22 protein-coding genes are annotated in these 24,689 nt (G+C 67.6%); 15 read left to right on the top strand and 7 right to left on the bottom strand.

Annotated features, from left to right (window positions below):
- Nucleotides 1-9: 9 nt before the first annotated feature.
- Nucleotides 10-1,965, bottom strand: coding sequence for a gamma-glutamyltransferase family protein (locus ON43_RS19420; protein WP_040809474.1), 1,956 nt, complete (start codon nt 1,963-1,965; stop codon nt 10-12).
- Between the two features lie 263 nt (nt 1,966-2,228).
- On the opposite strand from ON43_RS19420, the gene ON43_RS19415 reads away from it, so the two are divergent.
- Together ON43_RS19415 and ON43_RS19410 are read left to right on the top strand one after the other, a co-directional pair.
- Entirely contained in the window at nt 2,229-3,698 is a 1,470-nt protein-coding gene (locus ON43_RS19415; protein ID WP_040809473.1) for an amino acid permease, read from the top strand.
- Between the two features lie 241 nt (nt 3,699-3,939).
- Nucleotides 3,940-4,437, top strand: coding sequence for a hypothetical protein (locus ON43_RS19410; RefSeq protein ID WP_040809472.1), 498 nt, complete (start codon nt 3,940-3,942; stop codon nt 4,435-4,437).
- A 101-nt stretch (nt 4,438-4,538) separates the two neighbouring features.
- Here the strand turns inward: ON43_RS19410 and ON43_RS19405 are convergent, their stop codons facing one another.
- Nucleotides 4,539-6,200 carry an FAD-binding dehydrogenase gene (locus tag ON43_RS19405; protein WP_040809471.1) on the bottom strand — a complete coding sequence of 554 codons (1,662 nt, stop codon included), beginning with the start codon at nt 6,198-6,200 and terminating at the stop codon, nt 4,539-4,541.
- Between the two features lie 146 nt (nt 6,201-6,346).
- On the opposite strand from ON43_RS19405, the gene ON43_RS19400 reads away from it, so the two are divergent.
- Nucleotides 6,347-7,558 carry a winged helix-turn-helix domain-containing protein gene (locus ON43_RS19400; RefSeq protein WP_040809534.1) on the top strand — a complete coding sequence of 404 codons (1,212 nt, stop codon included), beginning with the start codon at nt 6,347-6,349 and terminating at the stop codon, nt 7,556-7,558.
- 28 nt (nt 7,559-7,586) lie between these two features.
- Here ON43_RS19400 and ON43_RS19395 read toward each other — a convergent pair whose 3' ends face one another.
- Both ON43_RS19395 and ON43_RS19390 read right to left on the bottom strand, forming a co-directional pair.
- Nucleotides 7,587-7,937 carry a hypothetical protein gene (locus ON43_RS19395; protein WP_040809469.1) on the bottom strand — a complete coding sequence of 117 codons (351 nt, stop codon included), beginning with the start codon at nt 7,935-7,937 and terminating at the stop codon, nt 7,587-7,589.
- Between the two features lie 269 nt (nt 7,938-8,206).
- Nucleotides 8,207-8,422, bottom strand: coding sequence for a hypothetical protein (locus ON43_RS19390; RefSeq protein ID WP_040809467.1), 216 nt, complete (start codon nt 8,420-8,422; stop codon nt 8,207-8,209).
- Nucleotides 8,423-8,532: 110 nt separating this feature from the next.
- Here ON43_RS19390 and uvrC point away from each other — a divergent pair, with 110 nt between their 5' ends.
- The 8 genes from uvrC to ON43_RS19350 all read left to right on the top strand — a co-directional run bounded on the left by uvrC (nt 8,533) and on the right by ON43_RS19350 (nt 17,601).
- A complete protein-coding gene (gene uvrC, locus ON43_RS19385; RefSeq protein WP_040809465.1) occupies nt 8,533-10,533 on the top strand; it encodes an excinuclease ABC subunit UvrC in 2,001 nt (666 codons plus the stop codon).
- Between the two features lie 281 nt (nt 10,534-10,814).
- Nucleotides 10,815-11,795: an RNase adapter RapZ gene (rapZ, locus tag ON43_RS19380; RefSeq protein WP_040809463.1), complete on the top strand. Its 981-nt coding sequence runs from the start codon at nt 10,815-10,817 to the stop codon at nt 11,793-11,795.
- Complete coding sequence (locus ON43_RS19375) at nt 11,792-12,847, top strand: gluconeogenesis factor YvcK family protein (RefSeq protein ID WP_040809459.1); 1,056 nt, start codon at nt 11,792-11,794, stop codon at nt 12,845-12,847. Before rapZ ends, ON43_RS19375 begins: the two co-directional genes overlap by 4 nt.
- Nucleotides 12,838-13,821, top strand: coding sequence for a DNA-binding protein WhiA (gene whiA / locus ON43_RS19370; RefSeq protein ID WP_040809457.1), 984 nt, complete (start codon nt 12,838-12,840; stop codon nt 13,819-13,821). Before ON43_RS19375 ends, whiA begins: the two co-directional genes overlap by 10 nt.
- A 224-nt stretch (nt 13,822-14,045) precedes the next feature.
- Entirely contained in the window at nt 14,046-15,062 is a 1,017-nt protein-coding gene (gene gap / locus ON43_RS19365) for a type I glyceraldehyde-3-phosphate dehydrogenase (RefSeq protein WP_040809455.1), read from the top strand.
- 6 nt (nt 15,063-15,068) lie between these two features.
- On the top strand, nt 15,069-16,295 hold the full coding sequence (locus tag ON43_RS46275; RefSeq protein ID WP_040809453.1) for a phosphoglycerate kinase: 1,227 nt from the start codon (nt 15,069-15,071) through the stop codon (nt 16,293-16,295).
- Nucleotides 16,296-16,298: 3 nt separating this feature from the next.
- Nucleotides 16,299-17,084: a triose-phosphate isomerase gene (tpiA, locus tag ON43_RS46270; RefSeq protein WP_040809451.1), complete on the top strand. Its 786-nt coding sequence runs from the start codon at nt 16,299-16,301 to the stop codon at nt 17,082-17,084.
- Nucleotides 17,085-17,169: 85 nt separating this feature from the next.
- Nucleotides 17,170-17,601: a nitroreductase/quinone reductase family protein gene (locus ON43_RS19350; RefSeq protein ID WP_373283461.1), complete on the top strand. Its 432-nt coding sequence runs from the start codon at nt 17,170-17,172 to the stop codon at nt 17,599-17,601.
- A gap of 29 nt (nt 17,602-17,630) precedes the next feature.
- Here ON43_RS19350 and ON43_RS19345 read toward each other — a convergent pair whose 3' ends face one another.
- Nucleotides 17,631-18,650 carry an FAD-dependent monooxygenase gene (locus tag ON43_RS19345; protein ID WP_040809449.1) on the bottom strand — a complete coding sequence of 340 codons (1,020 nt, stop codon included), beginning with the start codon at nt 18,648-18,650 and terminating at the stop codon, nt 17,631-17,633.
- Between the two features lie 156 nt (nt 18,651-18,806).
- Here ON43_RS19345 and ON43_RS19340 point away from each other — a divergent pair, with 156 nt between their 5' ends.
- Together ON43_RS19340 and kstD are read left to right on the top strand one after the other, a co-directional pair.
- Nucleotides 18,807-19,400, top strand: a complete 594-nt coding sequence (locus ON43_RS19340; protein WP_174416475.1) for a TetR/AcrR family transcriptional regulator — start codon at nt 18,807-18,809, stop codon at nt 19,398-19,400.
- Between the two features lie 64 nt (nt 19,401-19,464).
- Entirely contained in the window at nt 19,465-21,141 is a 1,677-nt protein-coding gene (gene kstD, locus ON43_RS19335) for a 3-oxosteroid 1-dehydrogenase (RefSeq protein WP_040809445.1), read from the top strand.
- 69 nt (nt 21,142-21,210) lie between these two features.
- On the opposite strand, the gene ON43_RS19330 is transcribed toward kstD, so the two are convergent.
- Nucleotides 21,211-21,927: an SDR family oxidoreductase gene (locus ON43_RS19330; protein WP_040809443.1), complete on the bottom strand. Its 717-nt coding sequence runs from the start codon at nt 21,925-21,927 to the stop codon at nt 21,211-21,213.
- Nucleotides 21,928-22,036: 109 nt separating this feature from the next.
- Between ON43_RS19330 and ON43_RS19325 the strand changes: the two genes are divergently transcribed.
- Both ON43_RS19325 and ON43_RS19320 read left to right on the top strand, forming a co-directional pair.
- On the top strand, nt 22,037-22,891 hold the full coding sequence (locus ON43_RS19325; protein ID WP_040809441.1) for a LysR family transcriptional regulator: 855 nt from the start codon (nt 22,037-22,039) through the stop codon (nt 22,889-22,891).
- 120 nt (nt 22,892-23,011) lie between these two features.
- Nucleotides 23,012-24,145: a DUF5685 family protein gene (locus ON43_RS19320; RefSeq protein WP_040809439.1), complete on the top strand. Its 1,134-nt coding sequence runs from the start codon at nt 23,012-23,014 to the stop codon at nt 24,143-24,145.
- A 107-nt stretch (nt 24,146-24,252) separates the two neighbouring features.
- Here the strand turns inward: ON43_RS19320 and ON43_RS42620 are convergent, their stop codons facing one another.
- On the bottom strand, nt 24,253-24,660 hold the full coding sequence (locus ON43_RS42620; RefSeq protein ID WP_051178705.1) for an Rv1352/Rv1906c domain-containing protein: 408 nt from the start codon (nt 24,658-24,660) through the stop codon (nt 24,253-24,255).
- Nucleotides 24,661-24,689 lie beyond the last annotated feature (29 nt).

The following is a 24,689-nucleotide window of genomic DNA, read 5'->3' as shown; positions in this document are numbered from 1 at the left end:
TGCTCCGCACTAGCGTGGACTGCCGAGCACCGCGCCCTCACGGCGGGGGTCGGCGCCGCCGATCCAGCCGTCGCCGTCGCGGACCAGCGCCGACAATCCGCTGGACTGCGGGTTGACCGAGACCGTATCGCCGAACTGGCGCAGCTTCTGCACTATCGGGTCGTGGTCGCCCTTGTCGGCGGCGTTCACCGCGGGATGTTCACCGCCCAGGTAGGTGGTGGGTGTGTTGGCCGCGCCGAAGTCGATCATCGACACCGCCTGCTGCGGGTTCATGCCCCAATCCAGCACGCCGATCAGGGTTTTGATGACGAACTGGATGATGACCGCGCCGCCGGGCGAGCCGGTGACCATGTGCAGCTGCCCGCGGGTGCCGTCGGGATTGCGGTCGAAGACCAGGGTCGGGGCCATGGAGCTGCGCGGCCGCTTACCGGCGGCGATGCGGTTGGCGATCGGGTTGCCCTCCTTGTCGAGGGGCTCGGCGGAGAAGTCGGTGAGCTGGTTGTTGAGAATGAAGCCGTCGACGAAATGGAAAGAGCCGAAGGCGGATTCGACCGTGGTGGTCATGGACGCGGCATTGCCGTACTTGTCGACGATGGAGATGTGGCTGGTGCCGTGCTCGGGCTGCTGCGGGCCGTTGCCGACCGGCACCGGGCCGAAATCGCCGGGCTTGGCGGTGCCCAGGCTCTTGCTCGGATCGATCAGTGCCGCACGCTGCTTCAGATAATTCGGATCCAGCAGCGTCTGCGGCGAATTGCCCGGCAGCGGAACGAAATCCGAGTCGGCGATGTACTTGTCGCGGTCGGCGTAGGCCAGCCGCTCGGCCTCGGCGATCAGGTGCACGGCCTCGGCGCTGGGCTTGCCGCCATTGCGCGCGGTCTCAGCATCGCCGGACAGGTCGGTCGGCTTCATCGACGCCAGATCGAAATTGGACAGAATGCCCAGCGCCGACTCGACCGTGATGCCGCCCGAGGACGGATTGGGCATGCCGCAGATCTCGTGGCCGCGATACGGCGAGCACACCGCGGTGCGCTTCTTCGTCTGATAGTTCTGCAGATCCGCGAGCGCGAGCAGGCCGGGTGTGCGCCCGCCGGAGGCCAGCGCGGTGGTGTCGACGATATCGGCGGCGATGGCGCCGGTGTAGAAGGCGTTCGCGCCGTCGGTCGCGATGGCCGAGAACGTCTTGGCCAGCGCCGGATTCGTGAGCGTGGTGCCCGACGGCTTCGCGCTGCCATCCGGCTGCAGGAAGTACGCCTTGGCATTGTCGTCGCGGGCCAGATCGGCCTTGGAGTCGAAGATCTGGCTGGCCATCCGCGGCGAGATCTTGAAGCCCTGATCGGCCAGGTTGATGGCCGGGGTGAACAGGTCCTTCCACGGCTGCTTGCCGTGCTCGTTGTGCGCCGACTCCAGCAGCCGCAGCACGCCCGGCACGCCGATGGACCGCCCACTGGCCTGCGGGCGGGGCTGGGGCTGGGTGTGATCGTCGGGACTGATGTAGCGCAGATAGTCCTCGGTGGCCGCGGCCGGGGCGGTCTCGCGGCCGTCGTAGGCGTCCACGGACTTGGTGTTCGCGTCGTAGTACATCAGGAACGCGCCGCCGCCGATGCCGGTGGCCTGCGGCTCCACCAGATTCAGCACGGTCTGCGCCACGATGAGCGCGTCCGCGGCGGTGCCGCCGTCGCGCAGCACCTTGCAGGCCGCTTCCGTCGCAACGGGATTGGCGGTGGCGACCGCGAAATCACCGGTCTTCACCGGGGTCATGCCGGTCCGATAGCCGGTGGCCACCTCGGGATTGAGCGCCATATTGGTGCTGGTCGGCCCGGCCGGGACACCGGAGGTGACCGGAGTTCCGTTGTGCGACACCGTGCATGACGCGGTCTTGTCCGTCGAGGACGAACAGGCGGTGATCAATCCGAGCAGCAAGAGCAGAGCGGCAGCGCCGCTCCCGGTTCGTCGCGAGCGCCTCATGAGCGGACTCTAACCCCGCGCCGCCGCCGGGGCAGGGCTTTGACGGGCGGAATGCTCCGGATGTCGGGAAAGCGCGTTGTTGCAGGTCGCCTATGGATTTCAAGCGCATTTATGGCAATCACCGATAGATCACACCAATTGGTCGCTTGACCGCTGATATTCGCGGAAAGTTCACCCGCTCGGAGCGCCGATTCAACGCTCAGCAAACCGCAAGGTACCCTCAGGCTGCCTCAACTCACGATTGCGGAGGGTTAACCCGGCGAATGACCGAGATCCGGACAACTGCCACCAGCCTCAACGCCGAGGACAGCGGCTATCACAAAGCGCTCAAGCCTCGTCAGTTGCAGATGATTGCCATCGGTGGTGCCATCGGCACCGGCCTGTTCCTGGGAGCGGGTGGCCGCCTGCACAGCGCCGGACCGTCGCTGTTCCTGGTGTACCTGGTCTGTGGCGTCTTCGTCTTCTTCATCCTGCGCGCGCTCGGGGAGCTGGTGCTGCACCGGCCGTCCTCGGGTTCGTTCGTCTCCTATGCGCGCGAATTCTTCGGGGAGAAGGCCGCATTCGTGGCCGGGTGGATGTACTTCCTGAACTGGTCCATGACCGGCATCGTCGACACCACCGCCGTCGCTACCTACCTGCACTACTGGGGTCCGTTCCAGCCGGTCGCGCAATGGATTCTGGCGCTGGGCGCGCTGATCATCGTGCTCGGCATCAACCTCGCCTCGGTGAAATGGTTCGGCGAGATGGAGTTCTGGGCCGCCATGATCAAGGTGCTGGCCCTGGTCACGTTCCTGGTCGTCGGCACCATCTTCCTGGCCGGTCGCTTCGATGTCGACGGCGCCCGCACCGGCTTCGGGATGGTCTCGGACGCGGGCGGCTGGTTCCCGACCGGTGTGCTGCCGCTGGTCACGGTCACCTCGGGCGTCGTATTCGCCTATGCCGCCGTGGAAATGGTCGGCATCGCCGCGGGCGAGACCGAGAATCCGGCCAAGATCATGCCGCGCGCCATCAATTCGGTGATCATGCGTATCGCGCTGTTCTACTGCGGTTCGGTGATTCTGCTGGCGCTGCTGCTGCCCTACACCGAATACAAGTCCGGCGAAAGCCCGTTCGTCACCTTCTTCGGCAAACTCGGTGTGGCGCATATGGGCTCGATCATGAACTTCGTGGTGCTCACCGCCGCGCTGTCGAGTTTGAATGCCGGGCTGTATTCCACCGGCCGAATTCTGCGGTCGATGTCGATGAACGGTTCCGCGCCGAAATTCACCTCGCGGATGTCGAAGGCGGGTGTGCCCTACGGCGGCATTCTGCTCACCAGTGTGATCGCGCTGTTCGGCATCTGGCTGAACTATGTGGTGCCGTCGCAGGCGTTCGAAATCGTCTTGAACGTGGCCTCGCTGGGCATTCTGGCCTCCTGGGCGACCATTGTGGCGTGCCAGTTGCGGCTGTATTCCTGGTGGAAGAAGGGGCGGGCCGAGCGTCCGGCGTTCCGGATGATCGGCGCTCCCTACACGGGATACGCGACGCTGGCGTTCCTGGGACTGGTGCTGGTACTCATGGCATTCGACCGGCCGGTCGGTACGTGGACGGTGGCGAGCCTGGTGATCATCGTTCCGGCGCTCGCGATCGGGTGGAAGGTCGCCAGCCCGCGGGTGCTGGCCATCGCCAAGATGCGCGAGGGCTACACCGGTGAGTTCCCGGTGATTCCGCCGATCCCGCTGGACGACAAGTAGTTTCCGGCTTCCGGGGGTACACTGGGAAACCGTCTCCGGACCTGCGCTTTTCAACGGCCGCACGCGAAAACGCGTGCGGCCGTTATGTGTTCGAGATCACTGTTTGCCGCGCTATCTATCGGCTGTGGCCATGGTCATAACTTGCGCAACCAGATTGTCCGGAATCCGAACATTTGGTTAGCGTCAGGTTCAACGCGTTCGCAGGGGGCGCGTGACCAGGGGTTACTCGATGAGGAGTGCTGTGAGTTCGCAATCGGCTGTCGCCGACGAGGTGGATATGACACCCATAGCCGCGGAAAACGGTGTTCCAGCGACCTTTTTCGAGCGTGCGCTCGACGGCGTGCGGGGGCTGCGCCGTGATAGCGCCGAGATCGACGTGCCCGCCAAAGTCCGGGAAACCCAGATCGCCGCACTCGCCGCGATGGGACTGGCGGTGCTGCACAGCCTGCTGTCCATCACCGGCGGCGTGTCCTGCGTGGTCGGCAGCGTCGGCCACTTCTTCGCCGCCTGGGTGACCGGCGGTGTCGCACTGCTTTTCGGGCTGCGCTCGCGCTGGATCTGGATCACCGCGCTGGGATTGGCCAGCCTGCAGGTGTTTCTGGGGATCTTCACCCTGGTCTCGGCCGAAATGCCCACGGGCGTCGGGCCATACACCGTGCTGGTTGGCGTAATGGTGTCCGGCGTCGTGCTGGCGCTGCTGCTGCGCCGCGACCTCTACCGCTGGTTCGCGGTCGTCTGACCCTGTCCGCCCCGTCATTCCGGCATGCTTTTGGCCGGAATCCACACCGTGAGTATGGATCCCGGCCAAGAAGCGCGCCGGGATGACGGAGTTCGGCTGCGTTACTGGACGGTTCGGCCGATCGCGCGTCCGGCATTGCGGCCGGAGAAGATGCAGCCGCCCAGGAACGTGCCTTCGAGCGCGTTGTAGCCGTGCACGCCACCGCCACCGAAACCGGCGACCTCACCCGCGGCGTACAGGCCCGCGAACGGGGTGCCGTCGGGGCGGATGACCTGGGAGTCCAGGTTGGTCTGCAAGCCGCCCAACGTCTTCCGGGTCAGGATGTTGAGCCGCACGCCGATCAGCGGGCCGTGTGCGGGGTCGAGGATCTTGTGCGGGCTCGCCACCCGGACCTTGTCGCCCAGGAAGCGCCGCGCGTTGTTGACCGCCATGAGCTGGGCGTCCTTGCTGAACTTATTGGCGACATCGCGGTCGCGGGCCACGATCTGCCGCTCGATATCGGCCAGATCCAGCTGCGGGCCACGCGAGAGCTTGTTCATGCCCGCGATCAGCTCGGCGAGGGTATCGGCGACCACGAAATCCGAGCCGTGCTGCTTGAACGCCTCCACCGGGCCTGGCGCGCCCTTGGCCACGCGGCTCTTGAGCGCGAGTTTCAGGTCCTTGCCGGTGATATCGGGATTCTGCTCCGACCCCGAGAGCGCGAATTCCTTCTCGATGATCGACTGATTGAGGATGAACCACGAGTAGTCGTAGCCGGTCGCGAGAATCTGCTTCATCGTGGCATTGGTGTCGAAACCCGGGAAAGCCGGTGCGGCCATGCGCTTTCCATTGGCGTCGAACCACAGCGACGACGGCCCGGGAATGATGCGAATGGCGTGATCGGGCCAGATCGGATCCCAGTTGTGGATGCCCTCGGTGTAGTTCCACATGCGGTCCCGGTTCACGATGCGCCCGCCCGCGGACTCGGTAATGGCGAGCATGCGCCCGTCCACGTGCGCGGGCACACCGGAGATCATGTGCTCGGGGCACGGGCCCAGCCGGTCGGTGGGCCAGTTGCGGCGGATGAGTTCGTGATTGTGGCCGATGCCGCCGGAGGACACGATGACGGCCCGGGCGTGGAGTTCGAACTCGCCCACGATGTTTCGTGACGAGGCGACGCCGCGCTCCTCGTTCGAGGGCTCGAGCACGCTGCCGCGCACACCGGTCACGGCATCGTCCTCGACGATGAGCTCGTCGACCTGATGGCGGAAGGCGAAGCCGACCTGACCGCGCTTCTCGGCCTCGAGCACCGGCTCGAGAAATACCCGCACGACCTCGGGCCCGGTGCCCCAGGTCAGGTGGAAGCGCGGCACCGAGTTGCCGTGCCCGTCGGCGGTCACCCCACCGCGCTCGGCCCAGCCGACCACCGGGGTCACCCGCAGCCCGAGGTCGTAGAGGTACTGCCGCTTCTCGGTGGCCGCGAACTCCACGTACGCGCGCGCCCACTGCCGCGCCCAGTGGTCCTCGTCCTCGCGGTCGAAGCCGGCCGAGCCGAACCAGTCCTGCAGGGCCAGGTCGAGACTGTCCTTGACGCCGAGCCGCCGCTGCTCGGGGCTGTCGACGAAGAAGAGGCCGCCGAGCGACCAGAATGCCTGCCCGCCCAGGTTGGCGCGGTTCTCCTGATCCAGGACGAGCACACGGCGGCCCGCCTTGACGAGCTCGTGAGTGGCTACGAGACCGGCCAGACCGGCGCCGACGACGATGACATCCGGGTTCTCGATCATGCCCAATTCCTTGCGCTAGAGGTTCGATACACGAATGTATCGAACGAGGTCGCTGCTGTACAGGCGCTCGATACAGACCTGTATCGGACGACGTTGTCGGTGGGTCGTGGCATGGTTCGAGTGTGCCGACTTCCATGCCCGGATCGATGACACTCGCGGCGGCGCGCCGCACCGCGCTCGCGGCCCAGGGGTTCGCGGCCGCCCGGCCCAGCGGGCCGCCCACGCGCCGCACCGTGATGAAGGTGCTCGACAGCACCCGGTTGCTGCAGCTGGATTCGGTGTCGGCGGTGGTGCGGGCGCACTACGCGCCGGTGTTCAGCCGGATCGGGGCCTATGACCGGACCTTCCTGGACGAGGCGGCTTGGGGACACAGTGCCCGGCGGCCGCGGCAGCTCATCGAATACTGGGCACACGAGGCGGCCCTGATTCCGGTTCAGGACTGGTCGCTCATGCGCTGGCGCATGGTGCAGTACCGCAACGGCCGTTGGGGCGGGATGCGGCAGACCCTGGAGCGCAATCCGTCGCTGGCCGATGACGTGCTCGGGGTGGTCAAGGAGTTCGGGGCCAGCACGGCGGGGGAGATCGAGAGGCACCTCGAACTGGATCGGCCACGGGCCAAGGACAATTGGGGCTGGAACTACAGCGACACCAAGGTGGTGTGCGAGGCGCTGTTCGCCGCGGGGGAGCTGACGGTGCCCAAACGGGTGGGCTTCCAACGGCATTACGACCTGGCCGCGAATGTGATTCCGCCCGAGGTGCTCTCGGCCGAACTCGACGAGGCCGATGCGGTGCGGGAGCTGGTGCGGCGGGCGGCGCGGGCGCACGGGATCGGCACCGAAACCGATCTGCGGGACTACTACCGGCTCAAACGTGTGCAGACCGAGCCCGCCATCGCGGAGCTGGTCGATGCGGGGGAGTTACAGCCGGTGCGCGTCGAAGGCTGGGACAAGCCCGCCTATCTGCATGCCGAGGCGCGGACGCCGCGCCGGGTGACGGGTGCGGCGCTGTTGTGCCCGTTCGATCCGCTCATCTTCTTCCGGGATCGCACCGAGCGGCTCTTCGACTTCCACTACCGCATCGAGATCTACACGCCGGAACACAAACGGGTGCACGGGTATTACGTCTTCCCGTTCCTGCTCGACGGCGAGATCGTGGCGCGGGTGGATCTGCGCGCGGAGCGGTCGAGCGGGCGTCTGCTGGTGCCGGGTGCGTTCGCCGAACCGGGTCGCGACACCGCGCGGGTGGCGGGTGCACTCGCTGCAAGCTTGCGTGAGATGGCGGATTGGCTCGAACTCGAGACCGTGGAGATCGGTGAAAAAGGCGATCTCGCACCGCGATTGCGGCGCGAGATCGCCTAGTTGCAGAGCGGAGAACAGGATTGGCGGGTCAGAACGGCCCGTCGGTCCACGCGTTGAGCACGATGCCCTTCTTGCCCTCGCCATTGCATTCGATGGTCATGGGGATCAGCGGCCGCGGCGAATCGCCCACGATGTAGGTGGGGGACTGGAAGCCGCTGCCGACCTGGCGGGTGCCCAGGCACTGCACCACCGCGGCGTACCAGGCGTTCTCCGGGCAGGTGAAGGTCGCGGTGTCCAGGGTCTTGTCGATCCGGCAGACATTGTCGGCGTGGGCGGCCGGGGCGCCGGTCACCGCGATCAGGCCCGCCGCGCCGATGCTGAGCGCGGAACCGATCGCGAGCGTGCGGCGGCGCGGGTGGAGATGGTGATGCTGGGTCATCGAACAAACTCCCTCGTATACGGACAGTTCAATCGAAACAGTTCGTCCCATACTGACCGCGAGATGCGCCGGACAGCGGAAACTCGCGGAGATCGGTTGTCCGGCGTGGCGCGTCGCCGCGGACTCGCGGGCGCCCATATCTGCGCGACGTGCCAACGTGCACGCGCTGCAACATGGCATTCCACGTGATTCCGTCATGCTTTTCGCCGGAATCCGGCCGGGCCGCGATGGATCCCGGCCAAAATCACGTCGGGATGACGGGTGGGGCGCTATGCGACCAGCAGCAGCGGCGTCGAATCCTGAACCGCCCCACCGCAGATCATCATCACGGTCGAATCGTGGCGCAGATAGTTGCCGGGCACGGCGTCGAGCCCGCGCTCGGACTCGGCGGAGGCGGGCACGGAGACCGCCACCAGCGCGGCGGCGGCCAGGCACAGGGCCCCGGCGATGGCGAGCGAGCGGCGGCGCGAGCGCAGACCGGTCATGGCGTTCCCCTCTCTGAACTGATCTTGCGGATACTTCGTCGCCGCGACCGCCGCGGATGGCAGGCGACCGGCGCGGCGGGTGTGTCGGAGGGCATGACTAACCTGGATGCGTGGCAGATCCCGCGACCTACCGGCCCGCCCCGGGCACCATTCCCGTCGAACCCGGCGTCTACAAGTTCCGGGACAAGTTCGGGCAGGTCATCTATGTCGGTAAGGCGAAAAGCCTGCGGCAGCGGTTGAACTCGTACTTCGCGGACGTGGCCGGGCTGCACCCGCGCACCCGGCAGATGGTGACCACCGCGGCCGGCGTCGAGTGGACCGTGGTGTCCACCGAGGTGGAAGCGCTGCAGCTGGAATACAACTGGATCAAGGAATTCGATCCGCGCTTCAATGTCCGCTACCGCGACGACAAGTCGTATCCGGTGCTGGCGGTCAGCCTCAATGAGGAATACCCGCGCGTGTTCGTCTACCGGGGCGCGCGCAAGAAGGGCGTGCGCTACTTCGGCCCCTACGCCCACGCCTGGGCCATTCGCGAGACCCTCGATCTGCTGCTGCGCGTGTTCCCGGTGCGCACCTGTTCGGCGGGAGTCTTCAAGCGGCACAGCCAGATCGGGCGTCCCTGCCTGCTCGGCTACATCGACAAGTGCTCCGCGCCGTGTATCGGCCGGGTGAGCGCGGCCGAGCACCGGCAGATCGTGGACGACTTCTGCGACTTCCTCTCCGGCAAGACCGACCGCCTCGTCAAGCAGCTCGAGCGCCGCATGCACGAGGCCGCCGACGAACTCGACTTCGAACAGGCCGCGCGGCTGCGCGATGACGTGCAGGCGCTCAAGCGGGCCCTCGAAAAGCAGGCCGTGGTGCTGGGCAGCGGCACGGACGCCGATGTCATCGACTTCGCCATCGATGAACTCGAGGTCGCGGTCCAGATCTTCCATGTGCGCGACGGTCGCGTGCGCGGCCAGCGCGGCTGGGTGGTCGACAAGTCCGGTGACGCCATCGACTCGGTGGAATCCGGCGGGGAAATGCCTGCACTCGTCGAGCAGTTCCTCACCCAGTTCTACGGCGAGCAGACGGCGGTCGCCGAGCAGAGTGGGGAGACCCAGCCCGGCGCGGTGGTGCCGCGCGAGGTGCTGGTCCCGGCGCTGCCCAACGACCATGAGCAGGTGCAGCAGTGGCTCTCGGCGCTGCGCGGGTCCGCGGTGCAGCTGCGGGTACCGCAGCGCGGGGACAAGAAGGCCCTCGCCGAGACCGTGCAGCGCAACGCCCAGGAGGCCCTGGCCCAGCACAAGCTCAAGCGCGCCGGTGACCTGACCGCGCGCTCGGCCGCGCTGCAGGAACTGCAGGACGCGCTGGATCTGGACTCCGCGCCGCTGCGCATCGAGTGTGTGGACATCTCGCACGTGCAGGGCACCGATGTGGTGGCCTCGCTGGTGGTCTTCGAGGACGGCCTGGCCCGTAAGTCCGAGTACCGGCACTACAGCATCAAGGAGGCCGCCGGTGACGGCCGCTCCGACGATGTCGGCTCCATCGCCGAGGTGACCCGGCGGCGCTTCGGCAAGTTGCGCCGCGATCTGGACGCCGCCGAGGCCGCAGAGCTCGAATCCGATTCCGACGCGGTCGATTCCGATCTGCCGCCCGGCATCGACCCGAAAACCGGGAAACCGCGCCGTTTCTCGTATCCGCCCAACCTGTACGTGGTGGATGGCGGTGCGCCGCAGGTGAATGCGGCCGCCGAGATCCTCGACGAGCTGGGCATCACCGATGTCGCGGTGATCGGCCTGGCCAAGCGCCTGGAAGAGGTCTGGGTCCCCAACGAGCCGGATCCGGTGATCATGCCGCGCACCAGCGAGGCGCTATATCTCCTGCAGCGCGTCCGCGACGAGGCGCACCGGTTCGCCATCACCTTCCACCGCTCCAAGCGTTCGCGGCGGATGACCGAATCGGTCCTGGATTCGGTGCCCGGCCTCGGCGCGACCCGCAAAACCGCCCTGGTCCAGCACTTCGGATCGGTCGCCAAGCTCAAGCAGGCTACGGTGGAGCAGATCATCGAGGTCCCGGGCATCGGCGTGGCGACGGCGAAGGCGGTGCTCGCGGCCCTGCAGACCCCATAGGGCAGTCGGTTTCAGCAGGTCTGTGCGGGGCATTGTGATGCCGAGGGCGCAGTGTGACTCCGATAGCGGATCGGTGTGGCGCGTGATCCGCGCGCCATGGCGCGTCGAATCGGGACTCACCGGGTAGAGTCCGACACGCCGATCGGAAAAATTGCGACACGCCGTGTGTGCTGGTCGGGAGCAGAAATTACAGCTAGGTCTCGCTCCCTTCGTGCGCCTGCCGCGTTTCCGGCCATCGGTGCAGGATGATCGAGGGAACCCCAGACACGAACCGGTAGGACATGACGCGCGTCGAAGCCAGTACCGATACGGCCGAAAACAGCAAGACAACCGATAGTGATTCCCAGCCGACCGCCCGCCGCGGGCGGTCCGCCGCCGACTCTTCACCCGTCGAGGTCGTCATCGTGACGGGCCTGTCCGGCGCCGGACGCGGCACCGCCGCCAAGGTGCTCGAGGACCTCGGCTACTACGTCGCCGACAATCTCCCGCCCGAATTGATCGGGCGCATGGTGGAACTCGGTGCGAGTGCCGAACCACCCATTCGCAAACTCGCGCTCGTCATGGACGTGCGCAACCGCTTCTTCACCGGAAACCTCGCGGCCGTGGGCGAACACCTACGGGCGGCGGGTGTGCGCACCCGGATCCTGTTCCTCGAGGCCTCCGACGATGTGCTCATCCGCCGCTTCGGTTTCGCGCGCCGCCGCCACCCGCTGCAGAGCGAGAGCGCCGACGGCACGCTGACCGCCGGCATCGCCGCCGAGCGCCGCCGCCTGGACCCGGTGAAGACGGCCGCCGACGTGGTCATCGACACCACCGCGCTGTCCATCCACCAGCTGCACCGCAAGCTCGAGGAGGTCTACGGCGGCGATGCCGCCACCGTGCTGCAGCTGACCGTGCAATCGTTCGGTTTCAAGTACGGAGTCCCGCTCGACGCCGATATGGTGTTCGATTTGCGATTCCTGCCGAATCCGCACTGGATTCCCGAACTCCGCGAAAAGACCGGACAGGATGCCCCGGTCAGTGAGTATGTTTTGTCGCGCCCGGGCGCCCAGGACTACCTGGACACCGCGCGGCATCTCGTCGACCTGACGACCGAGGGTTACCGCCAAGAGGGGAAGCGATACATGACCGTGGCAGTGGGCTGCACCGGCGGCAAGCACCGCAGTGTGGCGATGGCGGAAGCCTTGTGCGATGCGTTAGGCGCGGACGATGAGTCGGGGGTAGTGGTTCGTGTGGTGCATCGGGATCTGGGGCGGGAATGACTGAGACGAACGGCCGCACCGCCAATCCGGCCATCGTGGCGCTCGGCGGTGGACACGGCCTGTACTCGACGCTGACCGCCATCCGGCGGCTCACGCGCAAGATCACCGCGGTGGTGACCGTGGCCGACGACGGCGGCTCCTCGGGCCGCCTGCGCTCCGAGCTCGGCATGCTGCCCCCGGGTGATCTTCGAATGGCGTTGGCGGCCTTGGCCGAAGAGGCCGACGGCATCTGGGCGCGAACTTTGCAACACCGCTTCGGCGGGACCGGCGCGCTGGCCGGGCACTCGGTCGGCAACCTGATCCTGGCGGGCCTGACCGAGGAGCTCGGCGATCCCGTCGCCGCCCTCGACGAGGCCGGGAAGGTCCTGCGCATCACCGGGCGCGTGCTACCCATGTCGCCGATCGCCCTCACCATCGAGGCGGATGTCTCTGGGCTGGAAGGCGATCCGCGCGTGAGCCGCTGTATCCGCGGTCAGGTGGCGGTGGCGACCACGCCCGGGAAGGTGCGCCGGGTGCGGCTGATCCCCTCGGATCCGCCCGCCTGCCCCGAGGCGACCTCGGCCATCGAGCACGCCGATGTGGTGGTGCTGGGCCCCGGGAGCTGGTTCACCAGTGTCATCCCGCACGTGCTGGTGCCCGAATTGCACGAAGCGCTGCTGCATACCCGGGCGCGGAAAGTGCTGGTGCTCAACCTCGCTGCCGAACCGGGCGAAACGGCCGGATTCTCCGCCGAGCGGCACCTGCATGTATTGTCCCAGCACGCACCGGATTTCACAGTCGACCATGTTTTGGTCGACTCGGGTTCCGTACCCGAGGGTAGGGAACGCGAACATCTGGCAAGAGCTGCCGAACAGCTGCGTGCACGAGTAACCTTCGCTGATGTCGCCGAGGCGGGGACGGACCGGCACCACCCCGGAAAGCTTGCCGCCGCACTGGATCAGGTGATCCGGCAACCTCGGCCGGAATCAGCAGGGCTTCGAGTCGAAGGACGGCATATGGGCCAACGTGTGCGGTCCGGGTTGGGTGGAAAGGAGCGCGTCTCGTGGCGATGACAGCGGAAGTGAAGGACGAGCTGAGCCGACTCTCTGTATCTCAGGTGAGTTCGCGCAAGGCCGAACTGTCCGCGCTACTGCGGTTCGCCGGTGGATTGCACATCGTCGGCGGTCGAGTGATCGTCGAAGCCGAGGTGGACATGGGTTCCATCGCGCGTCGGCTGCGTCGAGAGATCTTCGAGCTGTACGGCTACGGCTCGGACGTGCATGTGCTCGGCGCCGGCGGGCTCCGGAAGACTTCCCGGTATGTAGTGCGGGTTTCCAAGGAAGGCGAGGCGCTGGCGCGCCAGACCGGTTTGCTCGATGTGCGCGGCCGTCCGGTGCGCGGTCTACCGGCACAGGTGGTCGGCGGCAGCATCGGCGATGCCGAAGCCGCTTGGCGCGGGGCGTTTCTCGCGCACGGCTCGCTCACCGAGCCGGGCCGCTCCTCGGCGCTCGAGGTGAGCTGCCCGGGCCCCGAGGCCGCACTGGCCCTGGTGGGCGCGGCCCGGCGCATGGGCATCTCGGCCAAGGCGCGCGAGGTGCGCGGCACCGATCGCGTGGTGGTGCGCGACGGCGAGGCCATCGGCGCCCTGCTCACCCGCATGGGTGCGCAGGACACCAGGCTCACCTGGGAGGAGCGGCGCATGCGCCGCGAGGTCCGGGCGACGGCCAACCGGCTGGCGAACTTCGACGATGCCAACCTCCGGCGTTCGGCGCGGGCGGCCGTAGCGGCGGCGGCGCGGGTCGAGCGGGCACTGGAAATACTGGCCGACGATGTGCCGGACCATTTGGCCGCCGCGGGCAAGCTGCGCGTGCTGCACCGTCAGGCGTCGCTGGAGGAGCTGGGCCAGCTGGCCGAGCCGCCGATGACGAAAGACGCTGTGGCGGGCCGGATTCGGCGTTTGCTGTCGATGGCGGACCGGCGCGCCAAGGAACTCGGCGTGCCCGATACCGAAAGTGCCGTCACCGCAGAGCTGCTCGAAGAGGCCTGAATCACGCGGGCTACTCCGTGATTGCCGAAACGGAGCCGCCCCGGGGCCGGAAAACAACCATCCGGAAGCGTCGCAACCCGTTGGGTCGCGGCGCTTCCGGGCGTCTGTGGCGAAAGTGAACGTTTCGTAGTTCACCGTGGCGGGGGTGTGTCCGTGATGTTTCCGTTACCGGTCTAGTGTTAGAAGCGCAACGGAAACGATCCGCAAAGCTGAGGAGCGAAAACGTGACTGTCCGGGTAGGGATCAACGGCTTCGGCCGTATCGGGCGCAACTTCTTCCGCGCCGTCGAGGCACAGAAGGCCCTCGGCACCACCGATATCGAGATCGTGGCGGTCAATGACCTGACCGACAACAAGACCCTTGCCACCCTGCTGAAGTACGACTCCATCCTCGGCCGCCTGCCGCAGGACGTTTCCCTCGACGGCGACTACATCGTGGTCGGCGAGCAGCGGATCCGCGCCCTGGAGATCAAGGAGGGCCCGGCGGCCCTGCCGTGGGGCGACCTGGGCGTCGACGTCGTCGTCGAGTCCACCGGCATCTTCACCAACGCCGCCAAGGCCAAGGGCCACCTGGCCGCCGGCGCCAAGAAGGTCATCATCTCCGCGCCCGCCACCGATGAGGACATCACCATCGTGATGGGCGTGAACGACGACAAGTACGACGGCTCGCAGAACATCATCTCCAACGCCTCGTGCACCACCAACTGCCTGGGCCCGATCGCCAAGGTGCTCAACGACTCCTTCGGCATCGAGCGTGGCCTGATGACCACGGTTCACGCCTACACCCAGGACCAGAACCTGCAGGACGCCCCGCACAAGGATCTGCGTCGCGCCCGCGCCGCCGCGCTGAACATCGTGCCCACCGGCACCGGCGCCGCCAAGGCCATCGGCCTGGTGCTGCCCGAGCTGCTCGGCAAGCTGGACGGCTACGCGCTGCGCGTGCCGGTCCCGACCGGCTCGATCACCGATCTGACCGTGGACCTGGCCAAGGCCGCCTCGATCGACGAGATCAACGCCGCCATGAAGGCCGCCGCGGACGGCCCGATGAAGGGCATCCTGAAGTACAACGTGGACCCGATCGTCTCCTCCGACATCGTGACCGACCCGCACTCCTCGATCTACGACGCGCCGCTGACCAAGGTCATCGACAAGCAGGTCAAGGTCGCCTCCTGGTACGACAACGAGTGGGGCTACTCCAACCGTCTCGCCGACCTGGTCGGCCTCGTCGGCAAGTCCCTGTAAGCGCCGATGACGATCAAGACTCTCCAGGATCTGCTGAACGAGGGTGTCGAGGGCCGGGGCGTGCTGGTGCGCTCCGATCTCAATGTGCCCCTCGACAACGGCGTCATCACCGACCCGGGCCGCATCATCGCGTCCGCGCCGACCATCAAGGCGCTGGCCGAGGCCGGCGCCAAGGTCGTCGTGACCGCGCACCTGGGCCGCCCGAAGGGTGAGCCGGACCCGAAGTTCTCGCTCGCTCCCGTGGCGGCGCGGCTGGCCGAGGAGCTGGGCCGCAATGTCCAGCTCGCCGGTGACGTGGTGGGCTACGACGCCCTCTCGCGCTCGGAGGGCCTGACCGACGGCGACGTCATGCTGGTCGAGAACGTGCGTTTCGATCCGCGCGAGACCAGCAAGGACGACGCCGAGCGGACCAAGCTGGCCAAGGCCCTGGTCGAACTCGTCGGCGACGACGGCGCTTTCGTGTCCGACGGCTTCGGTGTCGTGCACCGCAAGCAGGCGTCGGTCTACGACGTGGCCAAGCTGCTGCCGCACTACGCGGGCAATCTGGTCGCGGCCGAGACCGAGGTGCTGCGCAAGCTCACCACCGACACCGAGCGGCCGTACGCGGTCGTGCTGGGCGGCTCGAAGGTCTCCGACAAGCTGGCGGTCATCGAGGCGCTCGCGCCCAAGGTCGACACCCTGGTCATCGGTGGCGGCATGTGCTTCACCTTCCTTGCGGCACAGGGCCTTTCGGTGGGCACCTCGCTGCTGCAGGAGGAGATGATCGAGACCTGCAAGGGGCTGCTGGACAAGTACGCCGACGTCATCCACCTGCCGGTGGACATCATCGTCGCGGACAAGTTCGCCGCCGACGCGGACTCGAAGGCCGTGGCGGCCAACGAGATTCCCGACGGCTGGATGGGCCTGGACATCGGTCCCGAGTCGACCAAGCGCTTCGCGGCGCTGCTGACCGAGGCCAAGACGGTGTTCTGGAACGGCCCGATGGGCGTGTTCGAGTTCGAGAAGTTCTCGGCCGGCACCCGCGGTGTCGCCGAGGCGATCGCGGTCGCCACGTCCAAGGGCGCGTTCACGGTGGTCGGCGGCGGCGACTCGGCCGCGGCCGTGCGCACCCTCGGCCTGCCCGACGACGGTTTCTCGCACATCTCCACCGGTGGCGGCGCGTCGCTGGAATACCTGGAGGGCAAGGAACTTCCCGGCCTCGCCGTGCTTGAAGAAGACACAGCGGAGGACTGAACCATGGCACGTAAGCCTTTGATCGCCGGCAACTGGAAGATGAACCTCAATCACCTCGAGGCCATCGCTCTGGTGCAGAAGATCGCGTTCGCGTTGCCGGAGAAGTACTTCGACAAGGTCGACGTCACGGTGATCCCGCCGTTCGTGGACCTGCGCAGCGTGCAGACGCTGGTCGAGGGTGACCGTCTCCTGATCACCTACGGTGCCCAGGACGTGTCGACCCACGACGAGGGCGCCTACACCGGCGAGATCAGCGGTTCCATGCTCGCGAAGCTGGGCTGCTCGTTCGTCGTGGTCGGCCACTCCGAGCGGCGTCAGTACCACAACGAGGACGACGCCACGGTGCTGGCGAAGACCAAGCAGGCGCTCAAGTACGGCATCACCCCGATCGTCTGCATCGGTGAGGGCCTGGGCGTGCGCGAGACCAAGACCCACGTGGCCTACAACCTCGAGCAGCTGCGCGGTTCGCTCAAGGGCCTGACCGCCGAGGAGATCTCCAAGGTCGTCATCGCCTACGAGCCGGTCTGGGCCATCGGCACCGGCAAGGTCGCCACTCCGGCCGACGCCCAGGAAGTCTGCGGCGCCATCCGCAAGGAACTCGCCGAACTGGCGAATCCCGAAGTGGCCGCGGGCGTCCGCGTCCTCTACGGCGGCTCGGTCAACGCCAAGAACGTCGGCGAACTGGTCGGTCAGACCGATATCGACGGCGCTCTGGTGGGCGGTGCCTCGCTGAAGGGCGACGAGTTCGCCACCCTCTCGGCGATTGCCGCGGGCGGCCCGCTGCCGTAACCACCGGCATCTGCCGTAACGACCGGTATCTTTCCGCTCTCGAAAGGGCCGGGCATCCCATGGATGCCCGGCCCTTTTCGGCAGAATGACGATCATGAGCGATGACTGGAATACCCAAATCATCAATGAGTTCCGGGCCAATGAAGGGCGGGTGGGCGGTCCTTTCGAGGGGGCGCCCATGATCCTGGTGCACCATCGCGGGCGGAAGTCGGGGAAGGAAGGGGTGACGCCGCTGATGTATCAGGCCGATGAGCAGGATCCGAAGGTGATGTACATCTTCGCGTCGGCGGCGGGGGCGCCGAAGAATCCGGCCTGGTATTACAACCTCATCGATGCTGGGAAGGCCGACGTCGAGGTCGGGACCGAGACGTTTCCGGTTCAGGTCTCCGAGGTGACCGGGGCCGATCGCGACCGGATCTATGACGTTCAGGCCAGCCGGTACCCGGGCTTCGCGGGCTATGCCGAGAAGACCGCGGGGATTCGCACCATCCCGGTGCTGGCGCTGCGCCGGGCGTAGGCCGGATCGCGCCGCACCGGGCCGAAAGGCTATGTGCCGGTGCGGCGTACCGAGCGGCGGGCGCCCGCGGCCTGGGCGCGGTCGTCGAGGATTCGACGACGGCGCTCGGCCATGGCGGCGGCGGGGGAGGTGTTCGAGGTGAGGGCCCGGTAGACGGCGTGCGCGTCTTCGAGGGCCTCGCGGGCGCCGACACCGGCCGCCGGGGTGATGGCGTGGTCGGCGTCGCCGATGAGCAGGACGGAATCGTTCGGGGGCGCAGCGACGTCGAGCGGGACATTGCGGGCATTGCTCACGTGCACCGATTCGGTGGTCTCGAGGAACGTTTCGACGATCGAGCGGGTGGTCGGGGTGGCGGCACGAATCTTGTCGGCCCAGTCGGCGATCGGTTGCAGGCCGAGGTCGTCGGTGCCGGGCAGCGGCGGCCGGGGGAGTCGCAGGAACCAGAGCGCGGCCGGGTCGCCGGGCCGCCAGATATGGCCGAGGGTGCTGGAAACGTTTCCGGCGGGGGATAATTCGGCGAAGAAGTGCAGGGTGGCGGGGGTCGTCGGCAGGTTCAGGGGTTCGGTGGTCATGCCGTACAGGACCACGTCGCCCGCGTAGAGCGGGGTGCGGTCGGGTTCGAGCCGGGCGCGGATGCGTGAGTCGATGCCGTCGGCGGCGATGATCAGCTCGTCGTCGATCGCGGTGAGGTCGGTGACCGGTGTGCCGAAACGGGTTTCGGCGTCGGAGGTGGTGACGAAGTCCATCAAGATCGCCATCAAGTTGCGGCGCAACCAGAATCGATGACCCCGGCCCGGGGTTTCGCCGTGGTGGCCCGCGCTGTCGGTGTATTCGAGGCCGCCGGTGAGGGGATAGGACCCGGCGTGCAGGGTCGCCTCGTCGACGCCCAGGCCCGCGAGTGCCTCGTGGCCGCGGCCGTCGATGAACAGGAAAGCGCCGCCACCTGGGTTTTTCGGCTGCTGTTCGCAAAGGGTGACCGCAGTGCCCGCTCTGGCGAGCGCACCCGCCAGTGCTGATCCGGCAATGCCGCCCCCGATGATCGTGACCAAGTCGAACCCTCCTCGCCGTGCCCGCCATCCATAGCCGATTCCCATGATGGTGAGTGCTGGGACGTTGCGCGGCCGATCGGCTTCAGGTGACAGTGGATTCCTTGTTGACAGTAACTCTCATGTCGGCAGATACTCGCAATGACTGAAGGAGGCCGAATGTCATTGCGGGAGCGGCAGCGCCGACAGGTGCGCGACGAAATCCAGCGGGCGGCTTACGAACTGTTCGCGGCCAAGGGGTTCGCGGAGGTGACGACCGAGGAGATCGCCGCGGCGGCCGGGGTGTCGGCCAGCACGTACTTCCGGCACGTGCGCAGCAAGGACGATCTGCTGCTGGATCCGGTGCGCGAGGGCGGGGCCGGGATCGTGGCGCTGCTCGAGGAGCGCGCGGCGGACGAACCCGCCGATGTGGCGCTCGCACAGTCGATTCTGGCGCGGTCGACGGCGCTGGCGGCGGTGGAGCTGGAGCACTGGCGCGCCGCGTTCCGGACCGCGCCGCATCTGCTGGAGCGGGTGGCGTTGATCACCGAGGAACATCGGGCCCGGCTCGTTGAGCTGGTCGGGGAGCGAATGGGGCGGGATTCCCGGGAGGACAGCACTCCGGGTTTGCTGGTACACCTCATGCTCGCGGCGGCGGAATTCGGTTACCTGCAATGGCTTCGGGCTTCCGGGCATCCGGAGATGTCGCTGGCGGTGTGCGTGGAGGGTGCCCTCGACGCCGTGGTCGGCGAACGCTGGCGCGTGGACGGCTGAGCCCTGCTCGGGTCGATACAGCTGTGCGCGGGCCGAGACAACAGAACACGAAGATAGAGGAAACATGCAGGACGACAGGGAAACTGCCGGGACGTTCGATCTGATCGTGGTGGGGTCGGGGGCGGCGGGCATGGCCGCGGCGCTCACCGCGGCCAAGCACGGACTGTCGGCGGTCATCGTCGAGAAGGCGCGGCACTGGGGCGGGTCCACGGCCAGATCCGGTGGCGGCGTGTGGATTCCGGGGAACTCGGTGCTGCGCCGGGAAGCGCCCGCCGATGACCTGGAGGCCGCGCGCACCTATCTGAAGGAGATCATCGGGGCGGGGGTGGATCCGGTACGGATCGACACCTATCTCGATCGCGGGCCGGAGGCGTTCGAGTTCCTGGCCGCGCACTCGCCGCTGCGGATGCGCTGGGTGCCAGGCTATTCCGACTACTATCCGGAAGCTCCCGGCGGTCGCTCGCACGGTCGGTCCGTGGAACCGGCGCCCTACAACGCCAAGGCGCTCGGCGCCGAATTGGCCACGCTGGAACCGGATTACGCGAAGGCTCCCAAGAATGTCGTTGTGACGCAGGCGGAGTTCCGTCAGCTGCATCTCGGCCTGCGCAACCCCCGCAGTCCGCTCACCGCCATGGGTATCGCCGGGCGCTGGCTGGCCGCGACGGTCCTGCGGCGGCGGATTCTCGCCCGTGGCCAAGCCTTCTCCGCCATGCTGCGCGCGGGCCTGATCCAGGCGAATGTGCCGCTGTGGCTGGACACTCCGCTGCTCGAGCTGACCACCGAGGACGGCCGGGTGACCGGCGCGGTGGTGCTGCGTGACGGCCGCGAGCAGGTGCTCACGGCCCGGCGCGGCGTGGTCATCGCGGCGGGCGGCTTCGAGCACAACGAGGTGATGCGCAAGCAGTACCAGCGCGACCCCATCGGCACCGACTGGACCGTCGGTGCGGCCGCCAATACCGGCGACGGCATCCGGGCGGGCCAATCCGTCGGCGGCGCGGTCGAATTCATGGACGACGCCTGGTGGGGTCCGTCGATCCCGCTGCCCCGTGAGGCCTGGTTCTGCCTGGCTGAACGCAACCTGCCGGGCAGCCTGGTCGTCAACGACCGCGCCGAGCGGTTCATGAACGAGTGCTTGCCCTACGTCGAGGCCACCCACCGCATGTACGGCGGCGACAACGGCCAGGGCGAGGGCCCGGCCGAAAACCTGCCCGCCTGGCTGATTTTCGACCAGCGCTACCGCAACCGCTACCAGTTCGCGGGCGTGCCGCCGCGACAGGCGCTGCCGGGCCGGTGGTTCAAGTCCGGCGCGCTCACCCGAGCCGACTCCCTGCCCGAACTCGCGGAGAAGATCGGTCTCCCGGTCGAGAAACTCCAGGCGACCGTGACCCGATTCAACGAATTCGCCACCGCGGGTATGGATCCCGACTTCGGTCGCGGCGACAGCGCCTACGACAACTACTACGGCGACCCGCGCCAGCACCCCAACCCGAATCTCGGTGCGCTGGAGACCGGCCCGTTCTACGCGGCCAAACTGGTCCCCGGCGACCTCGGCACCAAGGGTGGCCTGGTGACCGACGTCGACGGCCGAGTCCTCCGCGAGGACGGCTCACCCATCGACGGCCTGTACGCCGCGGGCAATGCCAGCGCCCCCGTCATGGGCCACACCTACGCCGGCCCCGGCGCGACCATCGGCCCCGCCCTGGTCTTCGCCTACCTCGCCGCCCGCCACGCGGCGAGGTAATCCGCCGAGTGGCACACCAGCGAGGGGATTTGTCCGAATATGCCGCGCTGGTGTGCCACTCGACGAAACTCAGGCGAGGACTGCGCCGCCATCCAAGGGAAGGATGGTGGCGGTGGCGTGGGGCTGGGTCAGGAAGAAGACGAAGGCCTGTGCGATGTCGTCGACTTCGGCGATGCGCCGCAGCGGGGTGTTGGCCGCGGTGTCGGCGTAGAACTGCTCGCGCAGGTCCTCGGGGAAGTTCCACAGCGGAGAGCGCACCACGCCGGGCATGACCGCGTTGACCCGGGTCGGGGCGAGCTCGACCGCCAGTGCGCGGGTCAGGGCCTCGACCGCGCCGCAGACGCTGGAGGTGACCGACGATCCGGGCACGGGTCGCGGCCCGGCGGTACCGGTGGTCAGGGTGATCGACCCGTCCGCCCGCAGGTGCGGTGCGGCCGCCTGTACGGCCGTCAGCACGCTGAAGTAGCGCAGCTCGAAGAACTTCCGGGCCGCGTCGATATCCAGCTCGGCCACGGGGGAGAGCAATAGGGGCTCACCGGCGGTGTAGACGAGGTGGTCGAAGCTGCCCAGCTCGTCGAAGAGCGTGCGAATCCGGTTGGCGTCGGCGAGATCCGCGACCACACCGGTCACGCCGGTCGGGAGTTCGGCCACCGCGCGATCGACATTCTCCTGGCGGCTGGAGGCGACGGTGACCTTCGCGCCCCGCGCGGCGGTCGCCGCGGCCACGGCATAGCCGATTCCGGAGGTGCCGCCCAGGATGACGACGTGCTGTCCGTCGAGAGACATCGGATTTCCTTTCGGGGAACTGCTGTTCGTGTGTGCCTCTCCACCTTCGGTTCCGCGGCCGCCGCTGGTCCAAGACCTATACCGCCGCCTGTAATACCCTGAAGGCATCATGAGCGATGTCGATCTGCGCAAGCTGCGCTACTTCGTGGCGGTGGCCGAACACCTGCACTTCGGCCGCGCCGCTGAACAGCTGTTCATCGCGCAGCCGGTGCTGTCGCGGCAGATTCGCGCGCTCGAGGAGGAGTTGGGGGCGCGGCTTTTCGCGCGGGATCGGCGCGGGACGGCGTTGACGGCCGCGGGGGAGCAGCTGCTGGCCGACGCCAAACCGCTGCTTGCCTCGGCGGAAGCATTGCGGCGCAGGGTGATTCGCGCTGATAAGGGGGCCGATACCTTCACCGTCGGCTTCATGCCCGGCCTCATCGTGACCACGGCCGTGCGCGCGCTCACCGACCGGCATCCCGGACTCGAGGTCGAACTCGTGCGCACCGACTGGTTCGACCAGGTCGAGGTGATTCATGACGGCCGCGTCGATGTCAGCATGGTGCGCCTGCCGGTCGATCCGCGCGGACTCACCATTCGACCCCTCTACACCGAGCCCCGCGTGGTAGTGCTACCCGCCGGCCATCCGCTGGCCGGCAAGGAGATGCTGGCCGTCGCCGACCTCGCGGACGAACACCTGCTGCAGGATCCCGACCTGATCCCCGAATGGCGCGCACTGGCAACCGAATTGCGCACCGACCGCCCCGGCGTCCCGGTCTTCCGCAGCGTCGAGGAGAAGCTCGAACACGTGGCGGCGGGCCACGGCATCATCTTTCTGCCGCTGTCGGTCATGACCTTCTACACCCGACCGGACATCGCGTACGTCCCGGTGCCCGATATCGCGCCGAACGAGGTGAGCCTGGCGTGGTCGGCCGACCGTCCGGTTCCGCTGGCCGAGGAGTTCGCGGCGCTGGCCGGGCATTAGAGAGTCTTTGCCGAGCCTTGTGATGGTGTTGGCGCGCAACAGAATTCGATCTACACCGTCCAGAATCCCTGATCGCGATTCCACGAGCCGAATCCCGAAACAGAGGTTAACGTCGATAGGGTGTTCGGCATCATCCGGCCCTGCCGTCATCGGCTGGGCGAGGAACTCGGGCGGGCTTGGCTGGCGCAACTGTGCGGGCTGTGCCTCGCACTGCGTGACGATCACGGCCAGAGCGCCCGCCTGGCAACCAATTACGACGGGCTGATCATTTCGGCCCTGGTGGAGGCGCAGTCCACGGCGTCGCCCACCCGCCGCGTCGCCGGGCCCTGCCCGCTGCGCGGCATGAAGCGCGCCGACGTCGCCACCGGGGACTGCGTGCGGCTGGCCGCCACCGTTTCGCTGGTGCTGGCCGCCGCCAAGGTGCGCGACCATGTGGACGATCACGACGGCGTCGCGGGTACGGCTGGATTCCGGCCCGCCGCCCGCGCGCTGGCCCGGCGCTGGGCCAGGCAGGGCGAATCCACCGGGGCCGGGCTCGGTTTCGACACCGGCGTGCTGGTGACGGCGGTGGATCGCCAAACGGAGATCGAGTCCGCGGCCGTGGTCGGCACCCCACTGCTCGAGGTCACCGAGCCCACCGAGACTGCCACCGCGGCCGCTTTCGGCCACACCGCCATCCTGGCGGGCAAGCCGGGCAATCAGGCGGCGCTGATCGAGGTGGGCCGATTGTTCGGGCGCATAGCGCATCTCGTGGACGCGGTCGAGGATCTGGGCGAGGATCTCGCGCAAGGCAAATGGAATCCACTGGCCGCCACGGGAACCGACGTAGCCGAGGCGCACCGGCTGTGCACGGACGCGCTACTCGGCATCGAATTGGCGTTGGCCGAGGTGGAATTCACCGACAAGCGGCTGATCCACAAACTCCTGACGCATGAACTGGGTCGTTCGGTGACCCGGACCTTCGGCGGTCACGGACCGGCCTGCACCACCCACGGCGCCGCCACCGCGCCGAATCCCGGCTCCGTCGTAGCGCCCATGAGTCGCTGGCGTCGTCGCGGCCCCGACCCGTGGGGCCCGCCGCCCGGCTACGGCTATGGTCCGCCACCGGGGTATGGCCAGGGCTATTACGGCCCCGCGCGCCGCCGCAGCGGCTGCTGCCTCCCGTGCTGTGAGGGCTGCGTCTGCTGCGGTGAAGGATGCTGCTGTTGCGAGGAGTCCTGTTGCTGCTGTGAGGAATCCTGCTGCGACTGCTGATTTTTCGAGATGAGGGGCCGGGCGCCGTGGTGCCCGGCCCCTCGCGTATCGACGACCCGCCTACTCCGGGCAGGCGGGTTCGGCGGTTGCCGACGCTTCCGCCCGGGCTATTTGCCGCTGGATCCGGCCGACAGCAGATTGGCGAGGAACGTGGAGGTGCTGCCGCTGCTCGAACCGGAGGAACCGGAGGTGGTCGTGGTGGTCTGTAGGGTCCAGGTGCCGCAACCGCTGGTGAAGAACGCGACATCGCTGGGCTTGATCTCGACGGTGGCGGTGCCGCCGACCGCGCCGCCCGTCTCGATGGTCACGCTCGGGCTGATCGAGGACAACCGCGCCCAGGCGCACACGGTGCCCGCGGACGTGGTCTTATAGACGCCCGGCTGGATGTCGACGCCGACCTTGAAGGTGGAGTCGCCGCCCATGGTGGTCGGCACCGCGGCGTCCGCGGCACCGGCGCTCGCCAGCAAGGCGGCGGCGGTGAGGGCGAGACCGTTGGCCCAGACTGTCTTTCTCATACGACTTCCTCAGGTATGTGAAACGAGAA

The organism is Nocardia concava NBRC 100430 (genome assembly GCF_000308815.1).
Taxonomy (GTDB): domain Bacteria; phylum Actinomycetota; class Actinomycetes; order Mycobacteriales; family Mycobacteriaceae; genus Nocardia; species Nocardia concava.
The sequence above is the reverse complement of the archived record's forward strand: the minus strand, read 5'-3'. Positions and strand labels throughout refer to the sequence as shown.